Source organism: Pseudomonas sp. TE6288, assembly GCF_054062095.1.
In genome coordinates, this window is record NZ_JBSSEW010000017.1 from 148,641 (window position 1) to 169,730 (window position 21,090).

Here is a 21,090-nt window from a genome sequence, read left to right on the forward strand (position 1 = left end):
CTTGACCCGCGATGGGAACGTCAGATCGGATAATGCTTCAGCTCACGGGCGATCAGCATCCGCTGGATCTCGCTGGAGCCCTCGTAGATCTGGGTGATCCGAGCATCCCGATAGTACTTCTCCACCGGATAGTCTTCCAGGTAGCCGTAGCCGCCATGCACCTGGATCGCCATCGAGCAGACCCGCTCGGCCATCTCGGAGGCAAACAGCTTGGCCTGGGAGGCCTCCGACAGGCAAGGCTTGCCCGCGCTGCGCAGACGCGCGGCGTGCAGGATCAGCAGGCGGCTGGCGTTGATCTGCACCTGCATGTCGGCCAGCAGGTTGGCGATGCTCTGGTGCTCGTTGATCGGCTTGCCGAACTGGATGCGCTCGCGGGAGTAGGTCAGTGCCGCCTCGAAGGCCGCGCGGGCGATGCCCAGGGCCTGGGCGGCGATACCGATGCGCCCGCCTTCAAGGTTGGACAGGGCAATGGCCAGGCCCTTGCCGCGCTCGCCGAGCAGGTTGGCGGCCGGGATGCGGCAGTTGTCCAGGGTCACCGCGCAGGTGTCGGAGGCGCGGATGCCCATCTTGTGTTCGCTGCGGTCGACCTTGAACCCAGGGTTGTCGGTGGGCACCAGGAACGCCGAGAGGCCTTTCTTGCCCAGCTCCGGGTCGGTCACGGCGAAGACGATGGCCAGCTTGGCGCGGCGGGCATTGCTGACGAACTGCTTGGCGCCATTGATCACCCACTGGCCATCGACCAGTTCGGCGCGGGTGCGCAGGTTGTGGGCCTCGGAGCCGGCCTGGGGCTCGGTCAGGCAGAAGCAGCCGATCACCTCGCCGCTGGCAAGTGGCGGCAGCCAGGCCTGCTGTTGTTCAGGCGTGCCGTAGGCCAGCAACGGGCCACAGCCCACCGAGTTGTGGATGCTCATCAGCGCCCCGATGGCGCCGTCGCCGGCGGCGATCTCCTCGACCGCCAGGGCATAGGCGACGTAGTCGGTGTAGCTGCCGCCGAAGTCTTCCGGCACCACCATGCCGAGCAGGCCCAGTTCGCCCATCTTGCGTACCACGTCGTCATCGATCCAGGCGGCTTTCTCCCAGGCCTGGGCATGGGGGGCGATCTCGCCGCGGGCGAAGTCGCGCGCCATGTCGCGGATCATGATCTGTTCTTCGCTCAGTTCCAGGTCTTGCATCTGTGTACTCCCGGGCTCACAGGCCTTCGAAGAATTGGTCGACGCGCTGCGCGGTGAGTTCGCCCAGGGTCGGCGGGTTCCAGCGCGGCTGCTTGTCCTTGTCGATGATCAGGGCGCGCACGCCCTCGATGATGTCGCCGTGGGCGAACCACTGGCGGTCGATGTGCAGTTCCATGGCGAAACAGTCTTCCAGGCTCAGGTGGCGGCCACGGCGTAGCAGCTCCAGGGTCACGGCCATGGCCAGCGGCGAGCGGGTTTCCAGCAGGGCGGCAGTCTCCAGCGCCCACGGGTGGCTGTCGCCGATGGTCACGGCTCGCAGCTGTTCGATGATGCTGGGCAGGTCGGGCAGGGCGAAGAAGTGGTCGATCACCGGGCGCAGGCGCGCCAGCGGGGCGTCCTCGAGCACCTGGGTGCCGAGCTTGGCCAGCAGGCCCTGCAGGTCCTTGAGCGGATGCTCGCCGAATACCAGGCGGTCCAGGCCTTCATCCAGCGCGGCCAGCCTGGCGCTGTCCAGGTACCAGTCGGCCAAGCCACAATACAGAGCGTCGGCAGCCTTGACCTGGGTACCGCTGACGCCCAGGTAGATGCCCAGCTCGCCGGGCACGCGGGACAGGAAGTAGCTGCCGCCGACGTCCGGGAAGTAGCCGATACCCACCTCGGGCATCCCTAGGCGGCTGCGCTCGGTGACGATGCGCAGGTCGCAGCCCTGGGCCAGGCCCATGCCGCCGCCGAGGGTGAAGCCATCCATCAATACCAGCACCGGCTTGCGGTAGCGGTGCAGGCACAGGTCCAGGGCATATTCCTCGACGAAGAACTCCTCGTGCAGCTTTTCGCCGGCCTTGAAGCTGTCGTGCAGCGAGCGGATGTCGCCGCCGGCGCAGAAACCCTTGGGCCCCTCGCCACGCAGCATCACGGCCTGCACCTGCGGGTCCTGCGCCCATTGGTCGAGGTGGTGCTGCAGGCTGCGCACCATGTCCAGGGTCAGGGCGTTGAGGCCGGCTGGGCGGTTGAGGGTGAGGTGGCCAATGTGGTTGCGGACCTCGGCCAGTACCTGATCCGTTGCCGAGGGTTGAGCGTGCGCGGTCATCGCGGTCTCCCTGCTTTGTTATTGATTTTCCAAGTGAAGTCCTGGAGTGCGCGAGCGGATCGGTCGATCCTGTCATGCAAAATTACCTTGCACAATTGGCAAATCTGCAGGGCTGCCCTGCATTTTTGTCGTCACGCGCGCTCTTGGCCGAGGCACCCACTGTAGCAACTACCGGTTACCTGTAGGAGCTTGCCCCGCGATGGCGTCGCTACAGGCGGAACGATGGTCGCCTCTCACCCCGAAGGGTGATAGCCGCCCCGTCCCCCCCCATGAAACAATCCCGGCCAGCACTCACCCTGGCGGGGAAGACAATAATGAGCAATGCCCAGCTGAATTCGCCCGACTGGTATGCGCAGATGGCCCGCGTGGTTGACGCCATCGGCACCCCAGGCTTCGTCGAGGCACTGTTCGCCGCGCTCAACCAACTGGCAGCGTGCCAGGCCATCACCGTGTTCCTGTATCCGCGCAAGGGCCTGCCGTCGGCGCTGTTCGCCAAGGACGACGAGGGGCCCTGGCTGCCCGAGGGCAACGTGCAGAAGTACCTCGAAGGCTACTACCTGCTGTGCCCGTTCTACCGCGCCTGCATGGACGGCGTGCCCGCCGGTTGCTATCGCCTGAGCGACGTCGCCCCCGATCACTTCAAACGCAGCGAGTACTACACCTCGTTCTACCAGCACGCGCACCTGGAGGACGAACTCAACTACCTGGTGCCGCTGGACGCCCAGCTGACCATCGCCGTGGCCCTGGGCAGCACCCGGCGCCTGGGCAGTCGCCAGGTGGCCGAGCTCAAGTGCGTCGCCGCCTGGGTGGCGGCGGTGGTGCGCCGGCACTGGGGGCAGCTGGATGCCGAGGCCCTGGGCGGGCGCTTCGAAAGCGCGCTGGGGCGGCAGATCAACGCCGCGCTGAACAACTTCGGCTCGTCCTTGCTCACCGAGCGTGAGTGCCATGTCGCCCAGTACCTGCTGCGCGGCCATTCCACGCGTTCGCTGGCCGAGCGCCTGGGCATCAGCGAAGACACGGTCAAGACCCACCGCAAGAACCTCTACGCCAAGCTCGATATCGCCACCCAGGCCGAGCTGTTCTCGCTGTTCATCGCCTCGCTGGCCCAGGCCCAGGAAGGCTTGAGCAAGGACCCGCTGGAAAGCTACCTGCGACGGCGCTGACCCACCGCTTCACCTCATCCAGACAACGACAATCACCGGCCCGGGTGTGGCCGGAGGGGAGACCTGCGTGCATACGAAAAGCGATTGGCTGCAGCGCGCCGCGCGGCAAAGCTTCATCACCACCGCATTGATTGACGGGCGCCCGGTGGCGGCCCGCGACGGCGCCACCTTCGCCGCCATCAACCCGGCGACCGAGCAGTGCCTGGCCCAGGTCGCCGCCTGTGCCGACAGCGAGATCGACCAGGCGGTGAGCGCCGCCCGCCGCGCCTTCGAGCACGGTCCCTGGGCACGCATGGCGCCGGCCGAGCGCAAGCGCGTACTGCTGCGCCTGGCCGAGCTGATGTTGGCCCACCGCGAGGAACTGGCGCTGCTCGACTCGCTGAACATGGGCAAGCCGGTGATGGATGCCTACACCATTGATGTGCCCGGCGCGGCCCAGGTGTTCGCCTGGTATGGCGAAGCGCTGGACAAGCTCTATGACCAGGTCGCCCCGACCGCCGCCAGCGCCGTGGCGATAATCAGCCGCGAGGCGTTGGGCGTGGTCGGCGCGGTGGTGCCCTGGAACTTCCCGCTGGACATGGCCGCCTGGAAGGTCGCCCCGGCGCTCGCCGCAGGCAACAGCGTGGTGCTCAAGCCCGCCGAGCAGTCGCCATTCTCGGCCCTGCGCCTGGCCGAGCTGGCCCTGGAGGCCGGGTTGCCGGAGGGCGTGCTCAACGTGGTACCGGGCCTGGGCGAAACCGCTGGCCGTGCCCTGGGCCTGCACCCGGACGTGGATTGCCTGGTGTTCACCGGTTCCACCCAGGTGGGCAAGTACTTCATGCAGTATTCGGCGCAGTCGAACCTCAAGCAGGTGTGGCTCGAATGCGGCGGCAAGAGCCCGAACCTGGTGTTCGACGATTGCCGCGACCTCGACCTGGCGGCGCAAAAGGCCGCGTTCGGCATCTTCTTCAACCAGGGCGAGGTGTGCTCGGCCAATTCGCGGCTGTACGTGCAGCGCTCGATCCACGACGAGTTCGTTGAGCGTCTGCTGCGCCAGGCCCGCGAATGGCTGCCCGGCGACCCGCTGGATCCGGTCAGCCGTGCCGGGGCCATCGTCGATGCCACGCAGACCGCGCGTATCGAAGCCGCCATCGGCCAGGCCCGGGAGCAGGGCGCACGACTGCGCTGCGGCGGTGAGCGCCTGAGCGTGAACGGCTCGCGCAACTTCATCACGCCAACGATCTTCACCGACGTGCGCCAGGACATGGCCCTGGCCCGTGACGAGATCTTCGGCCCGGTGCTGGCGGTCAGCACCTTCGACGACGAGGAGCAGGCCATCGCCCTGGCCAACGACAGCGTTTATGGGCTGGCCGCGTCGGTGTGGAGCGACGATCTCAACCGTGCCCACCGCGTTGCCCGACGGCTCAGGGCCGGCACGGTGTCGGTCAACACCGTCGACGCCCTGGATGTGACCGTGCCCTTCGGGGGCGGGCGGCAGTCCGGTTTCGGCCGCGACCTCTCGCTGCATTCGTTCGACAAGTACACCCAGCTCAAGACCACCTGGATCCAGCTGCGCTGATATTCACCCGAGGAGAACAACAATGAACGCACCCATCACCCCGGCGACCGGCAAACGCGATACCCGCGACTACCAGGCTGGCGACGCCGCCCACCACATTCACGCCTTCCTCGACCAGAAGGCGCTCAACGCCGAGGGACCGCGGGTCATCACCCGCGGCGAGGGCCTGTACCTGTGGGACAACGACGGCCGCCGCTACCTGGACGGCATGTCCGGCCTGTGGTGCACCCAGCTCGGCTATGGCCGCAAGGACCTGACCGCCGCTGCGGCCGCACAGATGGACCAGCTGCCGTACTACAACATGTTCTTCCACACCACCCACCCGGCGGTGATCGAGCTGTCCGAGCTGCTGTTCAGCCTGCTGCCCGGCCACTACAGCCACGCTATCTACACCAACTCCGGCTCCGAGGCCAACGAGGTGCTGATCCGCACCGTGCGCCGTTACTGGCAGGTGGTCGGCCAGCCGCGCAAGAAGATCATGATCGGCCGCTGGAACGGCTACCACGGCTCGACCCTGGCGGCCACGGCGTTGGGTGGCATGAAGTTCATGCACGAAATGGGCGGGTTGATCCCGGACGTGGCGCATATCGACGAACCGTACTGGTTCGCCGCGGGTGGCGAGCTGACCCCGGCGGAATTCGGCCGCCGTTGCGCCCAGCAACTGGAGGAGAAGATCCTCGAACTGGGCGCCGAGAATGTCGCAGGCTTCATCGCCGAGCCGTTCCAGGGCGCCGGCGGCATGATCTTCCCGCCCGAGAGCTACTGGCCCGAGATCCAGCGCATCTGCCGCCAGTACGACGTGCTGCTGTGCGCCGACGAGGTGATCGGTGGTTTCGGCCGCACCGGCGAATGGTTTGCCCACCAGCACTTCGGCTTCGAGCCGGATACGCTGTCCATCGCCAAGGGCCTGACCAGCGGCTACGTGCCCATGGGCGGCCTGGTGTTGAGCAAGCGTATTGCCGAGGCGTTGGTGGAGCGGGGCGGGGTATTCGCCCACGGCCTGACCTATTCCGGCCACCCGGTGACGGCGGCGGTAGCTATCGCCAACCTCAAGGCCTTGCGCGACGAGGGTATCGTGCGCCGGGTCAAGGACGACACCGGCCCGTACCTGCAGCGCATCCTGCGCGAGGTGTTCGCCGACCACCCGTTGATCGGTGAAGTACAGGGCACCGGCCTGGTGGCAGCCTTGCAGTTCGTCGAGGACAAGGCCACGCGCAAGCGCTTCGCCAACGAGAACGACCTGGCCTGGCAGTGCCGCACCTTCGGTTTCGAGGAAGGCGTGATCATCCGCTCGACCCTGGGGCGGATGATCATGGCGCCGGCCCTGGTGGCCAGCCGTGGCGAGCTGGACGAACTGGTGGAGAAGACGCGTATCGCGGTGGACCGTGTGGCGCAATCGGTGGGTCGAGGCTGAAACCTGGGGCGCGCAGGCGCCCCTTCGACGGTGAAGCGTCAACGACCTTCGCGCTGGCGCAGCGCCGTCACCGTCTCGCCAGCGACCCCCCAGTTGTCGGTGGGCACCTCCTCGATGACCACGAAAGTACTCGCCGGTGGCTTGTTCAGCACCTGTTCCAGCAAACGCGTGGTGCCTTCGATCAGCTGGCGTTTGTGTTCGGCCGTGACGCCTTCTTCGGTGACGCGGATATGGACATAAGGCATGTGCGTGGCTCCCGTTTCAGTGCCAGGTGCCGGCGGTGCTGCCACCGTCGACGGGCAGCACGGCGCCGCTGACGAAGCGCGCGTCGGTCAGGTACAGCACGGCGTTCACCACGTCCTCGGGCTGGCCGGTGCGTCCACTCGGCGACAGTGCGCCGAGGCCTTCGGTGCTGCCGTTGTGCAGCGGGGTGTCGATGATCCCCGGGGCCACGGCGTTGACCTGCACGCCGCTGGCAGCCAGTTCCAGCGCCAGGCCCTTGACCGCCTGGTTCAGCCCGCCCTTGACCAGCACCGGCAACAGTGCCGGCACGCGGGTGTCCGGTTGCAGCGCCACCGAAGCGGTGATCGCGACGATATGCCCGTGCCCTTGCGCCTTCATCACCCGGGCGGCGGCCTGGGCGGGGTAGAAGAAGCCCTTGAGGTTGGTGCCGACCAGCGCGTCGACATCGGCCTCGGTGTAGTCGGTCACTGGTTTCGGGATGAAGATGCCGGCGTTGTTGACCAGGATATCGACCCGGCCAAAAGCTTCCTGGGCGGTGGCGAACAACCGCTCTGCGGTGGCTTTCTCGGCGATGTCGCCGGCCACGCCGATAAAGCCACGCGGGTTGCCCAGGCGGGCGGCGGCCTGGTCCAGGCGAACCTGGGTGCGGGCGTTGCCGACCACGTTGTCGCCACGCTCGAGGAAGGCCTGGGCCAGGGCGAAGCCCAGGCCGCTGGAGGCGCCGGTGATGATGACGGTTCTTGCGGTGCTCATGGGGGAAATCTCCGGTGGGTCGAGCCAGTGCTCGGGTGTGCAGCCACTCTAGGCTGTAACGCCGACTTGAAAAATGAGGCGTTTGGCACTTCAATCGATACATCGTGTAATCAATCGAGCCACCCATGACCCGCCACTTCGATGATCTGCAACTGGGCAGCCTGGAGCTGTTCTGCCTTGCCGCCGATGCCGGCAGCTTTACCGAGGCCGCGACCCTCGCCAGTGTCACCCCCGCGGCGGTGAGCCGTTCGGTGGCGCGCCTGGAGGAACGCCTGGGCGTGCGCCTGTTCGTGCGTACAACCCGGCAGATGCGCTTGAGCGAGGCCGGCCAGGCCTACTACCAGCATTGCCGCCAGGCGCTGGGCCAACTGGTCGAGGCCGAGCGCCAGGTCACCGGCGGCCAGCTCGAGCCCGCAGGCTGCCTGCGCATCAGTGCGCCGACACCTTACGCTCACCACCGCTTGTTGCCACTGCTGCCGCGTTTTCGCCAACGCTATCCGCGGGTGCAGGTGGATGTGCACGTGAGCAACCGCAACGTCGATTTCGCCGAAGAGCATTTCGACCTGGCGATTCGCGGACGCGCACCGGCCGACTCGCGGCTGGTGGCCCGGCGCCTGGAGGATGCCGAGCTGGTGGTGGTCGCCACCCCGGGCTACCTGGCCCAGGCCGGTGTGCCACAGACCCTTGAGGACCTGGCCGGGCACCAGTGCATCCAGTTCGAACTGCCCAGCAATGGCCGGCGTCCTCCCTGGAGTTTTCGTCGCGAGGGGCAATGGGTCGAGCTGGAAACCCAGGGCGCCTTGACCTGCCTGGGCGATTTTCTCGCCACCACCACCCTGGTGCGTCATGGCGGCGGGCTGATGCAGGCCTACCGCTTCACCGTGCAGGACGCCCTGGACAGCGGCGAGCTGGTGGAGGTGCTGGCCGGGCATGGCGGCACATCGCGGCCGTTCATGCTGGTCTATCCCCAGGCCCGCCACATGGCGCTGAAGGTCCGCGTGTTCATCGACTTCCTGGTGGCCGAGGTGGGTCTGCCGTTGGGCTGAAGCCCTGTGGCGCCGACCTTGGCGGACTATGCTCTGAGCAGCTCCGGCAATCGGCCGGTTGGGCCTCTCGCGGGCTCTGGTGTAAGCTCTCCCGGACTTCAACACGAGACCGCCGCATGACCTCGCCCAGACCGCGCCTGGACTGCCTGCTCACCGGCAGCGCCCGGCCATTCACCCGCCCAGGTTCCCTCAGCGCCATCGACAAGCAACCCCGCCAAGGCCCCTTGCGGGTGACCTTGCTCGGTATCGCCTGTGACGAACAGGGCGATCTGCGCGTGCACGGCGGCGTCGAGAAGGCCATCCACCACTATCCCCGCGACCACTACCCCGACTGGGTCGCGGAACTCGGCGAACACCCTTTGCTGACCCGGCCCGGTGCCTTCGGCGAGAACTTCAGCAGCAGCGGCTGGCGCGAGGCCGATGTGTGCCTGGGCGACCGTATCCGCGTCGGCACGGCATTGCTGGAGATCTCCCAGGGGCGCATGCCGTGCTGGAAGCTCAACGACCGTTTCGACGTGGCGCAGATGGCGCTGCGGGTGCAGCAGAGCGGACGCACCGGCTGGTACTACCGGGTGCTGGAGGAGGGCGAGGTACAGGCGGGCGATGCCCTGCAACTGGTCGAGCGGCCCTATGGCCAGTGGTCGGTGGCGCGGCTTTCGGCGGTGCTGTTCGACAAGCAACTGGAGCCCGGCCTGTTGCGTGAATGCCTGGAACTGCCACTGGTGCCGAACTGGCGCCGGACCCTGGAAAAACGCCTGGAGCAACGCCAGGTCGAGGACTGGACTTCGCGCCTGCACGGCCGCAGCGACAGCTGAACGGCATCGCGCACAACATCTACCCACACAAGGAATGCCCCATGGCCTTCGAACTGGATGATCGCCTGGTCATCGGTGTCGCTTCCAGCGCCGTGTTCGACCTGAGCGAGTCGGACGCCGTGTTCCGCCGCGACGGCGAGGCGCAATACCGCAAGTACCAGGAGCAGCACCTGGATGAGCCGCTGGGCAAGGGCATTGCCTATCCCTTCATCAAGCGCCTGCTGGCGCTCAATGACCTGCGCGGCGACCCCGAGGACCCGTTGGTGGAGGTGGTATTGCTGTCGCAGAACGACCCGGACACCGGCATGCGGGTGATGAAGACCATTGGTCACTACGGCTTGAACATGACCCGGGCGATTTTCACCCAAGGCCGCTCGCCGTATGAGTACATCCCGGCGTTGAACATCGCGCTGTTCCTGTCCGCCGACAAGCAGCACGTGGACGCCGCGATCAAGGCTGGTTACCCGGCGGGGCAGGTGCTGGATTCGAAGTTCGACGACGATGAAAGCGACGATAACCTGCGCATCGCCTTCGACTTCGACGGTGTGCTGGCCGGCGATGAGTCGGAAGCGGTGATGCAGTCGGGCGGCCTGGGCAGCTTCCACGCCCATGAAGTGATCAATGTCACCCAGCCGCACAACCCCGGCCCGCTCAAGGAGTTCTTCGTGCGCATTGCCCGCATCCAGGCGGCCGAGGAGCAGCACAAGCTGGCCAATCCCACTTACGAGAACCGCCTGCGGGTGTCGATCGTCACGGCGCGCAACGCACCTTCACACGAGCGGGCGCTCAATACCCTGAAAAGCTGGGGGGTAATGGCCAATGATGCGTTCTTCCTGGGTGGTATCGAGAAGCGCAGGGTATTGCAGGTGCTAAAGCCGCACATCTTCTTCGATGACCAGTCCGGGCACCTTAAGAGCACCAGCACGGTGGTGCCGTCGGTGCATATCCCGTTCGGTGTGACCAACCGCCCGGGCTGACCGGCGCCGCGCAAGCGGCGCCAGGTCGCCCTGGTCCGTCAGTGATCCGCCAGCCTGTCATCCTGTGACAGCAGCGCCTGGGCCAGCTCTTCGTCACTGGCCTGCAGCCCCGGATTGGCCTGGCGCACCTCGGCCAGCGCCGCTTCCAGATAGGCCCCGCGAATGGCACCTCCACTGGCGACGAAGGCCGACAGCTCGTCGCGGGCCGGGATGATCCGTTTGTCATCCTTGAAGGTCGAGTACAGCGAGGCGGAGACCCCCGCCGAGGTGGCGACGTCCCCAGCATCGACGCGGGCCAGGGCGGCACCGGCAGGGAGCAGGAGCAGCAGCGAGGGAACGAGCAGTAAGTGGCGCATGGCGAGTCCTCCGGAAAGGTGATGCCCAAGGGTGTTACTGCATGCAGTTAAGAGCACTTGAGGTATCAGGGAGTTCCGCTATGTTTGCGAACGTAATGCGTCAGGGGCTACTCATGCGTGGCTCTGACAGTCTCCGTCGAGGTTGAAGGCTCATGCATCGTGGGAGGCCTTGGTTGCTCCTGAAAACCGGATGAGCTCAAGTCACCCCTAGGATTCATGTTGTTGCGGGCGCTGTAGTTACGGTTAGTGAGTGTGTTTGCGACTTGTTCAATGTAGCTTTGTTGAACCGGGTGGATGTTTTGTTTTTGAGTGGGGTTGTCGGGTGTTGGTGAACTGTAAAACGGCTGTGGTTCAAATTTTTTGCTGGCGAAACCGCTTTTACTCGCTTCTACGCTGGCGTTCACATGATGAGGCAGTGGCGTGGGCCGCCGGCTTGGTGCAGGAGAGTTCGGCGGCGTCGAGTCGGTGGAGGTCGTTGAAGATGATCGCCTCATCATATGCCCGGATGGATCAACATTGTTGACTGGATCATTCTGGCAGTAGGCATAGGCATTGGCGTCACCCTCACCAAATGGACTCAAGTCATCGGTCGAGAGAAACCGCATCAGCACAGGGCTGTAGGCACGGTATCCGTTGCCGAGCAGGTAACACCCAGTAAACTCTCGCAACTGTGCCGTGAAGCGCAGTAGCGATGACTTGGGATCCGAGCCGGGGTCGTGGCCGAATATGCTGTAGCTGATTGTCTCGGGGTGCTGACTGAACGGGTGCCACAGGGTCGAGCCTTGGGTGTCAGCGGCCAGTATCGCGATCCACTGCTTACCTGTTTTGAGCCGGGCCATGGTGTTTTCCTTGTCAGGGGACCATGTGACTTTGGAGTTTCCCGTGATGCTCGGCAACTGACAGATTTGCCAGGTACGCGCCAGCAATTGCCAGCCATGGCGACATTGACCCATAACCCTTGCTCATGATCTGCTCGCTGTCCTGCAGCCTGCCAATCAAAGGAACCGGATGCCATGGCCGAATATACGCTCCACTGCTTTGCCGAGTCGGGAAATGCCTACAAGGCCGCGCTGATGCTGGAACTCACCGGCCAGGACTGGGCGCCGGTGTTCGTCGACTTCTTCCATGGCCAGACCCGTGGGCAGGACTGGCGTGACGCGGTCAACGAGCAAGGGGAGGTGCCGGTGTTGGAGCATGCCGGCGAGAAGCTTACCCAATCGGCGCTGATCCTCGACTACCTGGCCGAGCGCAGCGGCCAGTTCGGCCCGCGGGACGATCACGAGAAGCGCGAGATCTGGCGCTGGATGCTGTTCGACAACCACAAGTTCACCAGCTACTACGCGGCGTTGCGCTTCATCTACTGCCTGAAGCAGATGGGCGAGTCGGATGTCACCCGCTTCCTGCGCGAGCGGGCCAGGGCGGCCTACCAGATCGTCGATGCGCACCTGGCGAAGACGCCGTTCATGGTGGGTGGACGGCTGACCATCGCCGATCTTTCGCTGGCGGGCTATGTGTACATGCCCGAGGATACCGGCCTGGCGGTTGCCGAGTTCGGGCATATCGAAGCCTGGAAGCAGCGAATCCAGGACATGCCAGGGTGGAAACACCCCTATGACCTGATGCCGAAAGCCGCTGGTTGAGGCAACGCCAGACCAGCAGATACAGGCTTGCCTTGCGATAGGGCACACGGCATGCAGGTTGGCAGGCCTGGCATTTTTGTCAGTTGCGGGCTAATGAAAGTTGCCTGCACAGTCATGCAGACAGGAACCTTGTTCAGGAGTCTGCATGTCAGTATCAACCTTTAGCTCGAAAATGGCCCTGCTGGCCACCGACCGGCACGGTTCGGTGCTGCACCTGCATGCATTGCCGGTTATTCCCCAAATGCCCTATACCGCTTTTGGTTATCGGCTGCCTGCCATTGGGCTGTCCTCGGTAATGGGTTTCAATGGTCAGTTGCAGGAGCAGACGCTACTGGGGTATTTACTCGGAAATGGCTATCGGCTGTACAGCCCAGTGTTAATGAGGTTTATGTCGCCCGATAGTTTAAGTCCTTTTCGCGCAGGTGGTTGCAATGCATATGCTTACTGTGGCAATGATCCCGTGAATACTATTGATCCGTCAGGTCACAGGCGGCTACAGGCAAAAAAGGCAATGTTGATAGATACTCGGAAATCCACCTCGCGATCTATTGAGGGCGAAGATTTTTCCCCACGTAATCAGGAAGCTTGGGATAAGCCCGGAAATACGGCGAATTTTTCTCTTGGGCCAAAACGGGATACTACCGCTATCGAAAGAAGTAAGCTGTTGGTGTATGTAGTTTCTGGCGAAGAATTTTATGTAAGAGGAGTTGATCTCAAAGAATTTGACACGATTGTACGGGAAGTCTCGGCGCGCGGTAAGGCTACATACCGGCCCGCTAGCGAAGCTGAGGTGAAGAATTATAATGAGCCGTTCGATAGGCTTGGCGATATCTTTGAGGCTGGTGAGAATCAATATCGTGATGCCTTTGATGTTGATAATGAGTTGGTCAGTCTTGTTCCGGGTAGTGCAAGAATTCGAACAGGTAAAAATTATCGTCCCCGAAAGTGAATCAAAAAGTAATGAGAATTACGCTCGTGAGAAGTGGCCTGTTTCAATAAGCCTATATTTGCAGCTTTGGTGTCGTACAATTGAGGGTGCACTTTCTGAACGCGGCGGCCTGGGCTTTACAGTCACAAGGTATGCGCAACCGTCTTGGCCAACCTCACATATTGCGCCTTCAAATGCCCCTGCTCATCCAGCAGGTAGGCATCCATCACCTCGCGCACCACCGGTCCCGCCACGCGGCCACCGGCCTCGCCGTTCTCGATCATCACCGCCACCACCAGCGCGGGGTGATCGGCTGGGGCAAAGCCGACGAACAGGGCATTGTCGCGGTGGCGCTCGAGGGTCTTGTCGCGGTTATAGCGCTCACCCTGCTTGATCGCCACCACCTGCGCGGTGCCGCTCTTGCCGGCGATGCGGTACTGGGCGCCGGCGGCGGATGCGCGGGCGATGCCGCGCGGGTCGTGCATGACCATCTGCATGCCCTGGCTGACCTGGTCCCAGGCATGCTTGTCGTGCAGCACGATATCCGCCATCGGATGCGGGTCGACCGGCGCCTGGCCACCGATGGTCAGGGCCAGGTGCGGGCGGTGCCACACGCCCTTGCTGGCCAGCAGGCTGGTGGCCTGGGCCAGTTGCAGCGGGGTCACCTGCATGTAGCCCTGGCCAATGCCGAGAATCAGCGTTTCGCCGGGGAACCAGGCCTGGCGCCGGGTGGCGCGCTTCCACGCCTGGGACGGCATCAGCCCCGGCGCTTCCTCGAACATGTCAAGCGAGACCTTCTGGCCGAGGCCGAACTCGGCCATGTAGTCGTGCAGGCGGTCGATGCCCAGCTTGTGCGCCAGGTCGTAGAAGTAGGTGTCGTTGGAGCGCATGATCGCGCTGTACAGGTCCACCCAGCCATCGCCCGTGCGGTTCCAGTTGCGGTACTTGTGCTCGTAGTTGGGCAACTCGTAGTAGCCAGGGTCGAACACCCGGCTGCCGGGGGTGATCACGCCGCTGTCGAGGCCGGCGATGGCCACCTCGGGCTTGACCGTCGAACCTGGGGCGTACAGCCCGCGCAGCACGCGGTTGAACAGCGGCCGGTCGATGGAATCGCGCAGGGCAGCGTATTGCTTGAAGCTGATGCCCTTGACGAACAGGTTGGGGTCGAACGCCGGGTTGCTGACCATCGCCAGCACGTCGCCGTTGGCCGGGTCGAGCACCACCACCGCGCCGCGCCGATCGCCCAGGGCCTTCTCGGCGGCTTGCTGCAGGTGGGCGTCGAGGCTCAGCACGATGTCCTTGCCCGGCACCGGGTCGTGATGATTGAGCACGCGCATCACCCGGCCCTGGGCGTTGGTCTCGACTTCCTCGTAGCCCACCTGGCCGTGCAACTGGTCCTCGTAGAAACGCTCGATACCGGTCTTGCCGATCGACTGGGTGCCGCGGTAGGCAGTGCTGTCGAGGCTCTTGGCTTCCTTCTCGTTGATGCGTCCGACGTAGCCGACCGAATGGGCGAAGTGTTCGGCCAAGGGGTACTCGCGAATGAATTGCGGCTCTACCTCCAGCCCCGGCAGGCGGAACTGGTTGACCGCGATCAGGGCGATCTGCTCCTCGCTCAGGCCGACCAGCAGGGTCACCGGCTCGAACGGCTTGCGGCCGCGGCGCAGGTCCTTGTCGAACTGCTGGCGGTCGTCATCGGACAGTCCCAGGACTTGCGCCAGGTTGTCGAGCACCTTCTTCGAATCGCCGGCCCGCTCGCGGGTCATGGTCAGGTTGAAGCTGGGCTTGTTGTCGGCCAGCACCACGCCGTTGCGATCATAGATCAGGCCGCGTTCGGGCGGGATCGGCAGCACGTGCACGCGGTTGTTTTCCGACACCGCCGACTGCTGGTCATGCTGCAACACCTGCAGCACGTAGAGCCGACCTACCAGCACCGCCACCAGGCCGAGCACCAGCAGGGCGCAGGCCAGCAGCCGGCGGTTGACCAGGTGCTTTTCCTTTTCGTGGTCCTTGAGGGGAATGGGTTGCGGCATGAGCACAGGAGAGCGGCGGGTGGGGCGGCGATGCTACGCGGGCAGGCGGTGGGGCTCAAGACGGGAGCGCCGCCCTGCGCAGCCCAGGCATGGGCCTGGCCCGCAGGCAAGGGTGCTGCGGCGATCATGAAGTTTCCTTCATGTGAGCTGCGGGAAACACCTGACGCCACAACTAGGCAATGAATTCAGTTTCTCCGGTGACGTCAGCACCTTCACCTTCATCCTGGCGAACGCTGAGCACCACGGCACCTGCGCACAAGCCCAGCAGCCCGACGCTGGCCACCACGATATCCCCCATTCCCATGCCGGCGAGCATTAGCACCAGGCTGATACGAAACAGAGCGGTCATGGCGATCTCCAGGGCAGGGCGAGCGAAGTCCGAAGTATCACCATACCGCTCTGAAGGCCGAGGTACAGGGCAGGAGGGAGGGTTTGGCAGTGTATGCGCCTGCTTTGGCACAAAGCCCGCCACTTGACGGCATGGGCCATCCCTGATTTCATTGAAACCGGTTTCATCAACCCTGCACAAACACCTACAAGAAGGGCTCAGGGGTGGATAAAGACGCAGTTCCCGTCCGCGGGCGGGTCACTATCAGCGAGGTCGCGAAGGCGGCCGGCGTCTCCAAGGCAACCGTCTCGCGCTATATGGGCGAGGATCGGCAACTGCTCGCCGAGGCTACCGCGCAGCGGATCGAAGCCGTCGTCGAGCGCCTGGGCTATCGCCCCAACCGCATGGCCAGTGCCCTCAAGCGCGGCCGCACCGGGCTGATCGGCATGCTCCTGGCGGATATCCGCAACCCCTATTCCGTGGCAGTGATGCACGCTGTCGAGACGGCCTGTCGGCAGCACGGCTACAGCCTGGTGGTGTGCAACACCGACTGTGACGACGCCCAGGAGCGCAGCCAGCTGCAGGCCCTGCAGTCGTACAACGTCGACGGCCTGATCGTGAACACCCTGGGCCACCGCGCCGGGGAACTGGCCAGCCTGGCCCGCGACCTGCCCATGGTGCTGGTCGACCGGCAACTGGCGGGCCTGCCGGTCGATCTGGTGGGCCTGGACAACAGCGACGCCGTCGAGCAGGCGCTGGATCACCTTGAACACAACGGTTATCGCGACATCCTCGCCGTCACCGAGCCACTCGATGGCACCAGCTCGCGGCAGGAGCGCGTGGATGCCTTCCAGGCCTCCATCGCCCGGCGTCGTGGGTTGCGCGGGCAGGTGCTGGAGGTGGGGGCGGGCCTCGCCGAGCAGCTGGGCGCGTTCATCGCCGGGGCAGGGCACGGCCCGCAGGCGCTGTTCAGTTGCAACGGTGTCGCCACCCTGGAGCTGGTGCGGGTGCTACACGCCAGGGGCGGGCCGCTGTTCCAGGACCTGGGCCTGCTGGCGCTGGACGACCTGGACTGGTACCCGCTGGTGGGCGACGGCATCAGCGCATTGGCGCAACCCACCGGGCGCATCGGCGCTGCGGCGTTCCAGTGCCTGCTGGAGCGCTTGCAAGGCAGCCCTCTGCCGGCCCGGCGCCTGGATTTGCGCGCGCAGCTCATTGCGCGGGGCTCTACCCGATCACACCACTGACGGCGTCCCGGACGCCGTTGTTGCCGGGAAAAAATGAAACCGGTTTCATCTACAAGAACAAGGACTACCACGATGCGCACGCACACTGTCTCCATCAGCTTGTCGAGTTTCGGTGCCGATGCCGTGAGGCGGTTCGGTCAGGCCAGTTACCTGCCGTTGCTCGCCGCGGCCGGGGCACGGCGGGTGGAGTGGCGCGAGGAGCTGTTCGACGCCGCGCCTGATGCCGCTACCTTGGCTAACCTGGCCGCCGAGCATGGCCTGCAGAGTCTCTACTCCACGCCTCTGGAACTGTGGCGCGAGGACGGCAGCCTGGAGCCCGCGATTGTCCAGCGCCTGCAGCTGGCGGGTGAGATCGGTGCGGTGGCGCTCAAGGTGTCGCTGGGTCATTACCAGGATGGCTGCGATTTGCCGGCGCTGGCGCCACTGTTGCAGCACAAGACGGCGCTGTTCGTGGAAAACGACCAGACGCCCTACGGCGGGCGGCTGCAGACCTTGGTGAAGTTTTTTCGCGAGGCTCAGGCCCAGGGCGTGGCGCCGGGCATGACCTTCGACATCGGCAACTGGTACTGGCACGACGAGTCGCCGCTGCTGGCCGCGCAATTGCTGGGGCATTGGGTGCGCTACGTGCACTGCAAGGCGGTGGCGCGCCGCGCCGACGGGCGCCTGGTGGCCGTGGTGCCCGAGGACCTCGACCTGGCCCAGTGGCGCGAATTGATGACGCATTTCGCCCCTGGCCTGCCGCGTGCCATCGAGTACCCCCTGGCCGGCGAGGACCTGCTGGCACTGACGGCGCGCCAGGTCGCGCAACTGGCCGAGCTGGAAGGGCAGGTGTGCCATGGCTGAGCATGACGTGCTGTGCTTCGGAGAAACCATGGCCATGTTCGTGGCGGCGCAGCCGGGCAACCTGGCCCAGGTCGAGGGCTTCGGCAAACGCATCGCCGGTGCCGACAGCAACGTGGCCATCGGCTTGTCACGCCTGGGCCTGCGGGTGCAATGGCTGAGCCGGGTCGGTGACGACTCGCTCGGTGCCTTCGTGCTCGACAGCCTGCGCCGCGAAGGCCTGGACTGTTCCAGTGTCGAGATCGATGCCGGGCACCCCACGGGGTTCCAGCTCAAGGAGCGCTGCGACGATGGCAGCGATCCGAAAGTCGAGTATTTCCGCCGTGGCTCGGCGGCCAGCCGGCTGTCGCCCGCGCTGCTGCGGCCGGTGTTGTTGCAGGCCCGGCACCTGCATGCCACGGGCATTCCGGCGGCGCTTTCAGCCAGTTGCCGCGAACTCTGCCACCAGTTGCTGGACGGCATGCGCGCCAATGGCCGCAGCATCTCCTTCGACCCCAACCTGCGTCCCTCGCTGTGGCCCGACCGCCAGACCATGGTGCGCGAGGTCAACGCCCTGGCGGCCAAGGCCGACTGGGTGCTGCCAGGGCTGGAGGAGGGGCGCCTGCTCACCGGTCGGCAGTCGCCGCAGGCCATCGCCGAGTTCTACCTAGAGCAGGGCGCGCAATACGTGGCCATCAAGCTGGGGGCCGAAGGCGCCTACTGGCGCGATGCCCAGGGTGCCCATGGCGTGGTGCCCGGCCAGCCTGTCGCCCGGGTAGTGGACACCGTGGGTGCGGGCGATGCCTTCGCCGTCGGGGTGATCAGCGCCTTGCTCGAAGGCTTGCCGCTGCGCCGCGCCGTGGCCCGCGGCAACTGGTGCGGCAGCCGCGCGGTGCAGAGCCGCGGCGACATGGAAGGCCTGCCGCAACGTCATGAACTGGACCACCACGAAAACCCTGCGCGCGAAGCACGCTGAAGCGCCGGCCTGTGCGCAACCTGATGTGACAAGAACAACAAGACCAGGAGAACACCCATGCAGATCGATCGACTCGCACCCAGACGCTGGTGGTACATCATGCCCATCGTCTTCATTACCTACAGCCTGGCCTACCTCGACCGGGCCAACTACGGCTTCGCCGCGGCCTCGGGCATGGCCGACGACCTGAAGATCACCCCGGCGCTGTCGTCGCTGCTCGGCGCGCTGTTCTTCCTCGGCTACTTCTTCTTCCAGGTGCCGGGCGCCCTGTACGCGCAGAAGCGCAGCGTGAAGAAGCTGATCTTCGCCAGCCTGATCCTCTGGGGCGGGCTGGCCACGCTGACCGGGATCGTCCACGACGTCTATTGGCTGATCGCCATCCGCTTTCTCCTGGGCGTGGTCGAGGCGGCGGTGATGCCGGCCATGCTCATCTACCTCTGCCACTGGTTCACCCGCGCCGAGCGCTCGCGGGCCAACACCTTCCTGATCCTCGGCAACCCGGTGACCATCCTGTGGATGTCGGTGGTCTCGGGCTACCTGGTGCAGCAGTTCGACTGGCGCTGGATGTTCATCATCGAGGGCGCGCCGGCCATTCTCTGGGCGTTCATCTGGTGGCGCCTGGTCGATGACCGACCGGAGCAGGCCAAGTGGCTCGATGCCCGGGAGAAGGCCGCGCTGCGCGAGGCGCTGGATGCCGAGCAGCAGGGCATCAAGCCGGTGAAGAACTATGCCGAGGCGTTTCGCTCGCCCACGGTGATCATCCTGTCGCTGCAGTATTTCTGCTGGAGCATCGGCGTGTATGGCTTCGTCCTCTGGCTACCGTCGATCCTCAAGCAGGCCGCCGCGCTGGACATCGTCACCGCCGGCTGGCTGTCGGCGGTGCCCTACCTGGGGGCGGTGCTGGCCATGCTCGGGGTGTCGTGGGCCTCGGACCGCCTGCAGAAGCGCAAGCGCTTCGTCTGGCCGCCGCTGCTGATCGCCGCGCTGGCGTTCTACGGCTCCTATGCCCTGGGCACCGAGCACTTCTGGTGGTCATACGCCTTGCTGGTGATCGCCGGGGCCTGCATGTACGCGCCCTACGGGCCGTTTTTCGCGATCGTTCCCGAACTGTTGCCGGCCAACGTCGCCGGGGGCGCCATGGCGCTGATCAACAGCATGGGCGCGCTGGGCTCGTTCTCAGGCTCGTACCTGGTCGGCTACCTCAATGGTGTCACCGGCGGCCCCGGCGTCTCGTACCTGTTCATGTGCGGTGCACTGCTGCTGGCCGTGGCCCTGACCGCCGTCCTCAACCCCTTGCAACAGGCGCGCCGGCACAGCCTGGCGCCGAGCCGATAGGAGCCTCAGCATGAAAAAGCGCATCGTCGCCTACAAACGCCTGTCCGATGAACTGATGGCGCGCCTGCACGCGCAGGCCGAGGTGACCCTGGTGGAAGCGCCGGCCGCCGATGGCCTGGCGCGCTTGCGCGCGGCGCTGCCGGGCGCCCATGGCCTGCTGGGCGCCAGCCTGCGCCTGGACCGCCCGCTGCTCGACCTGGCGCCGCAGCTGGAGGTGATCTCCAGCGTGTCGGTGGGCGTGGACAACTACGATATCGAGGCGCTGGATCAGCGCGGGGTGCTGCTGACCAACACCCCCGACGTGCTCACCGAAACCACCGCCGACACCGGTTTCGCGCTGATCCTGGCCTGTGCCCGGCGCGTGGTCGAGCTCGATGGCTGGATTCGCGCCGGCCACTGGCGGGCCGGGATCGGGCCGGCGCAGTTCGGCTGCGACGTGCAGGGCAAGACCTTGGGCATCGTCGGCATGGGCCGTATCGGCGAGGCCCTGGCCCGGCGCGCGCATGCCGGTTTCGGCATGCGCGTGCTGTACCACACCCGCAGCCCGCGGCCCGAGGTGGAGGCGCGGTACGGCGCTGGCTATCGCAGCCTTGACGCGTTGCTGGCCGAGTCCGATTTCGTCTGCCTGTGCCTGCCGCTGACCGGCGCTACGCAAAACCTGATCGGCGCGCGCGAGCTGGCCCTGATGAAACCCTCGGCGATCCTGGTGAACATTTCCCGCGGCCGCGTGCTCGACGAGGCGGCACTGTTGCAGGCGCTGGCCGAGCGGCGCATTCGTGGCGCCGGGCTGGACGTGTTCGTGCAGGAGCCGCTGGCGGCCGATTCGCCGCTGCTGCAACTGGACAACCTGGTGGTCACCCCGCATATCGGCTCGGCCACGCTGGAGACCCGCGAAGCCATGGCCCGCTGCGCGGTGGACAACCTGCTGGCCGCGCTGGCCGGCGAGCGGCCGGCGAACCTGGTCAACCCTGTGGCCTGGGAGCGGCGAAACAACTGAACCTGGTGAGCGTCGCGCTTGCCTCATGTCTACCAAAACAACAGCCTTTGTCTGGTTCGAGATCCCGGGGTCGCACTGCGACCCCTTGGCAATTCAAGGCCGGGGGGGGCCCCGGCCCCGGCGGGGGGGGGCGGGGCGCCGGGGGCGGCCCTGGGGCCGACGGGGGCCTTAACAGCACTACCGGGTAAAACAAAGCCAAACAG

Annotated in this window: 21 protein-coding genes; 13 read left to right on the top strand and 8 right to left on the bottom strand. The window is 65.4% G+C overall.

The genetic code is table 11. From position 1 onward, the window contains the following. Nucleotides 1–20: 20 nt before the first annotated feature. The gene (locus ACVWY1_RS19275) at nucleotides 21–1,172 is read right to left on the bottom strand and encodes an acyl-CoA dehydrogenase family protein (RefSeq protein WP_038706259.1); all 1,152 of its coding nucleotides are present in this window, start codon (nucleotides 1,170–1,172) and stop codon (nucleotides 21–23) included. A 16-nt stretch (nucleotides 1,173–1,188) separates the two neighbouring features. Beyond that, a complete protein-coding gene (locus ACVWY1_RS19280) occupies nucleotides 1,189–2,259 on the bottom strand; it encodes an enoyl-CoA hydratase/isomerase family protein (RefSeq protein ID WP_102684848.1) in 1,071 nt (356 codons plus the stop codon). A 314-nt stretch (nucleotides 2,260–2,573) separates the two neighbouring features. Here ACVWY1_RS19280 and ACVWY1_RS19285 point away from each other — a divergent pair, with 314 nt between their 5' ends. From ACVWY1_RS19285 to ACVWY1_RS19295, 3 genes are all read left to right on the top strand, one after another. Continuing rightward, a complete protein-coding gene (locus ACVWY1_RS19285; RefSeq protein ID WP_139670661.1) occupies nucleotides 2,574–3,422 on the top strand; it encodes a helix-turn-helix transcriptional regulator in 849 nt (282 codons plus the stop codon). 67 nt (nucleotides 3,423–3,489) lie between these two features. After that, nucleotides 3,490–4,980 (top strand): aldehyde dehydrogenase, encoded by a 1,491-nt coding sequence (locus ACVWY1_RS19290; RefSeq protein ID WP_457378642.1) that lies wholly within the window; start codon nucleotides 3,490–3,492, stop codon nucleotides 4,978–4,980. 22 nt (nucleotides 4,981–5,002) lie between these two features. After that, a complete protein-coding gene (locus tag ACVWY1_RS19295; RefSeq protein ID WP_457378643.1) occupies nucleotides 5,003–6,394 on the top strand; it encodes an aspartate aminotransferase family protein in 1,392 nt (463 codons plus the stop codon). A 38-nt stretch (nucleotides 6,395–6,432) separates the two neighbouring features. On the opposite strand, the gene ACVWY1_RS19300 is transcribed toward ACVWY1_RS19295, so the two are convergent. Together ACVWY1_RS19300 and ACVWY1_RS19305 are read right to left on the bottom strand one after the other, a co-directional pair. After that, nucleotides 6,433–6,639: a tautomerase family protein gene (locus ACVWY1_RS19300; RefSeq protein ID WP_277504477.1), complete on the bottom strand. Its 207-nt coding sequence runs from the start codon at nucleotides 6,637–6,639 to the stop codon at nucleotides 6,433–6,435. A 16-nt stretch (nucleotides 6,640–6,655) separates the two neighbouring features. Further along, complete coding sequence (locus ACVWY1_RS19305) at nucleotides 6,656–7,390, bottom strand: SDR family NAD(P)-dependent oxidoreductase (RefSeq protein ID WP_457378644.1); 735 nt, start codon at nucleotides 7,388–7,390, stop codon at nucleotides 6,656–6,658. 125 nt (nucleotides 7,391–7,515) lie between these two features. Between ACVWY1_RS19305 and ACVWY1_RS19310 the strand changes: the two genes are divergently transcribed. The 3 genes from ACVWY1_RS19310 (at nucleotide 7,516) to ACVWY1_RS19320 (ending at nucleotide 10,228) form a co-directional block, all read left to right on the top strand. Continuing rightward, nucleotides 7,516–8,436, top strand: coding sequence for a LysR family transcriptional regulator (locus ACVWY1_RS19310; RefSeq protein ID WP_277504475.1), 921 nt, complete (start codon nucleotides 7,516–7,518; stop codon nucleotides 8,434–8,436). Nucleotides 8,437–8,552: 116 nt separating this feature from the next. Continuing rightward, nucleotides 8,553–9,251, top strand: a complete 699-nt coding sequence (locus ACVWY1_RS19315; protein WP_457378645.1) for an MOSC domain-containing protein — start codon at nucleotides 8,553–8,555, stop codon at nucleotides 9,249–9,251. Nucleotides 9,252–9,292: 41 nt separating this feature from the next. Next, complete coding sequence (locus ACVWY1_RS19320; protein ID WP_102684840.1) at nucleotides 9,293–10,228, top strand: 5'-nucleotidase; 936 nt, start codon at nucleotides 9,293–9,295, stop codon at nucleotides 10,226–10,228. A 38-nt stretch (nucleotides 10,229–10,266) separates the two neighbouring features. Here ACVWY1_RS19320 and ACVWY1_RS19325 read toward each other — a convergent pair whose 3' ends face one another. Together ACVWY1_RS19325 and ACVWY1_RS19330 are read right to left on the bottom strand one after the other, a co-directional pair. After that, nucleotides 10,267–10,584 carry a DUF2388 domain-containing protein gene (locus ACVWY1_RS19325; protein ID WP_102684839.1) on the bottom strand — a complete coding sequence of 106 codons (318 nt, stop codon included), beginning with the start codon at nucleotides 10,582–10,584 and terminating at the stop codon, nucleotides 10,267–10,269. A 107-nt stretch (nucleotides 10,585–10,691) separates the two neighbouring features. Further along, entirely contained in the window at nucleotides 10,692–11,423 is a 732-nt protein-coding gene (locus ACVWY1_RS19330) for an RHS repeat-associated core domain-containing protein (RefSeq protein WP_431197004.1), read from the bottom strand. A 174-nt stretch (nucleotides 11,424–11,597) separates the two neighbouring features. On the opposite strand from ACVWY1_RS19330, the gene ACVWY1_RS19335 reads away from it, so the two are divergent. After that, on the top strand, nucleotides 11,598–12,224 hold the full coding sequence (locus ACVWY1_RS19335) for a glutathione S-transferase family protein (protein WP_277504473.1): 627 nt from the start codon (nucleotides 11,598–11,600) through the stop codon (nucleotides 12,222–12,224). Between the two features lie 145 nt (nucleotides 12,225–12,369). Next, complete coding sequence (locus ACVWY1_RS19340) at nucleotides 12,370–13,173, top strand: RHS repeat-associated core domain-containing protein (protein ID WP_277504472.1); 804 nt, start codon at nucleotides 12,370–12,372, stop codon at nucleotides 13,171–13,173. A 122-nt stretch (nucleotides 13,174–13,295) separates the two neighbouring features. Here ACVWY1_RS19340 and mrdA read toward each other — a convergent pair whose 3' ends face one another. After that, a complete protein-coding gene (gene mrdA / locus ACVWY1_RS19345; protein ID WP_258701531.1) occupies nucleotides 13,296–15,185 on the bottom strand; it encodes a penicillin-binding protein 2 in 1,890 nt (629 codons plus the stop codon). 172 nt (nucleotides 15,186–15,357) lie between these two features. Further along, nucleotides 15,358–15,534: a hypothetical protein gene (locus tag ACVWY1_RS19350; RefSeq protein ID WP_457378646.1), complete on the bottom strand. Its 177-nt coding sequence runs from the start codon at nucleotides 15,532–15,534 to the stop codon at nucleotides 15,358–15,360. 203 nt (nucleotides 15,535–15,737) lie between these two features. Between ACVWY1_RS19350 and ACVWY1_RS19355 the strand changes: the two genes are divergently transcribed. The 5 genes from ACVWY1_RS19355 to ACVWY1_RS19375 all read left to right on the top strand — a co-directional run bounded on the left by ACVWY1_RS19355 (nucleotide 15,738) and on the right by ACVWY1_RS19375 (nucleotide 20,887). Continuing rightward, nucleotides 15,738–16,760, top strand: coding sequence for a LacI family DNA-binding transcriptional regulator (locus ACVWY1_RS19355; RefSeq protein ID WP_457378647.1), 1,023 nt, complete (start codon nucleotides 15,738–15,740; stop codon nucleotides 16,758–16,760). 72 nt (nucleotides 16,761–16,832) lie between these two features. Beyond that, entirely contained in the window at nucleotides 16,833–17,603 is a 771-nt protein-coding gene (locus tag ACVWY1_RS19360; protein ID WP_457378648.1) for a sugar phosphate isomerase/epimerase family protein, read from the top strand. Beyond that, a complete protein-coding gene (locus ACVWY1_RS19365; RefSeq protein ID WP_457378649.1) occupies nucleotides 17,596–18,555 on the top strand; it encodes a sugar kinase in 960 nt (319 codons plus the stop codon). The genes ACVWY1_RS19360 and ACVWY1_RS19365 overlap by 8 nt, the downstream gene beginning before the upstream one ends. Nucleotides 18,556–18,612: 57 nt before the next feature. After that, on the top strand, nucleotides 18,613–19,890 hold the full coding sequence (locus ACVWY1_RS19370; RefSeq protein ID WP_457378650.1) for an MFS transporter: 1,278 nt from the start codon (nucleotides 18,613–18,615) through the stop codon (nucleotides 19,888–19,890). Between the two features lie 10 nt (nucleotides 19,891–19,900). Then, nucleotides 19,901–20,887 (top strand): 2-hydroxyacid dehydrogenase, encoded by a 987-nt coding sequence (locus tag ACVWY1_RS19375; protein WP_457378651.1) that lies wholly within the window; start codon nucleotides 19,901–19,903, stop codon nucleotides 20,885–20,887. Nucleotides 20,888–21,090 lie beyond the last annotated feature (203 nt).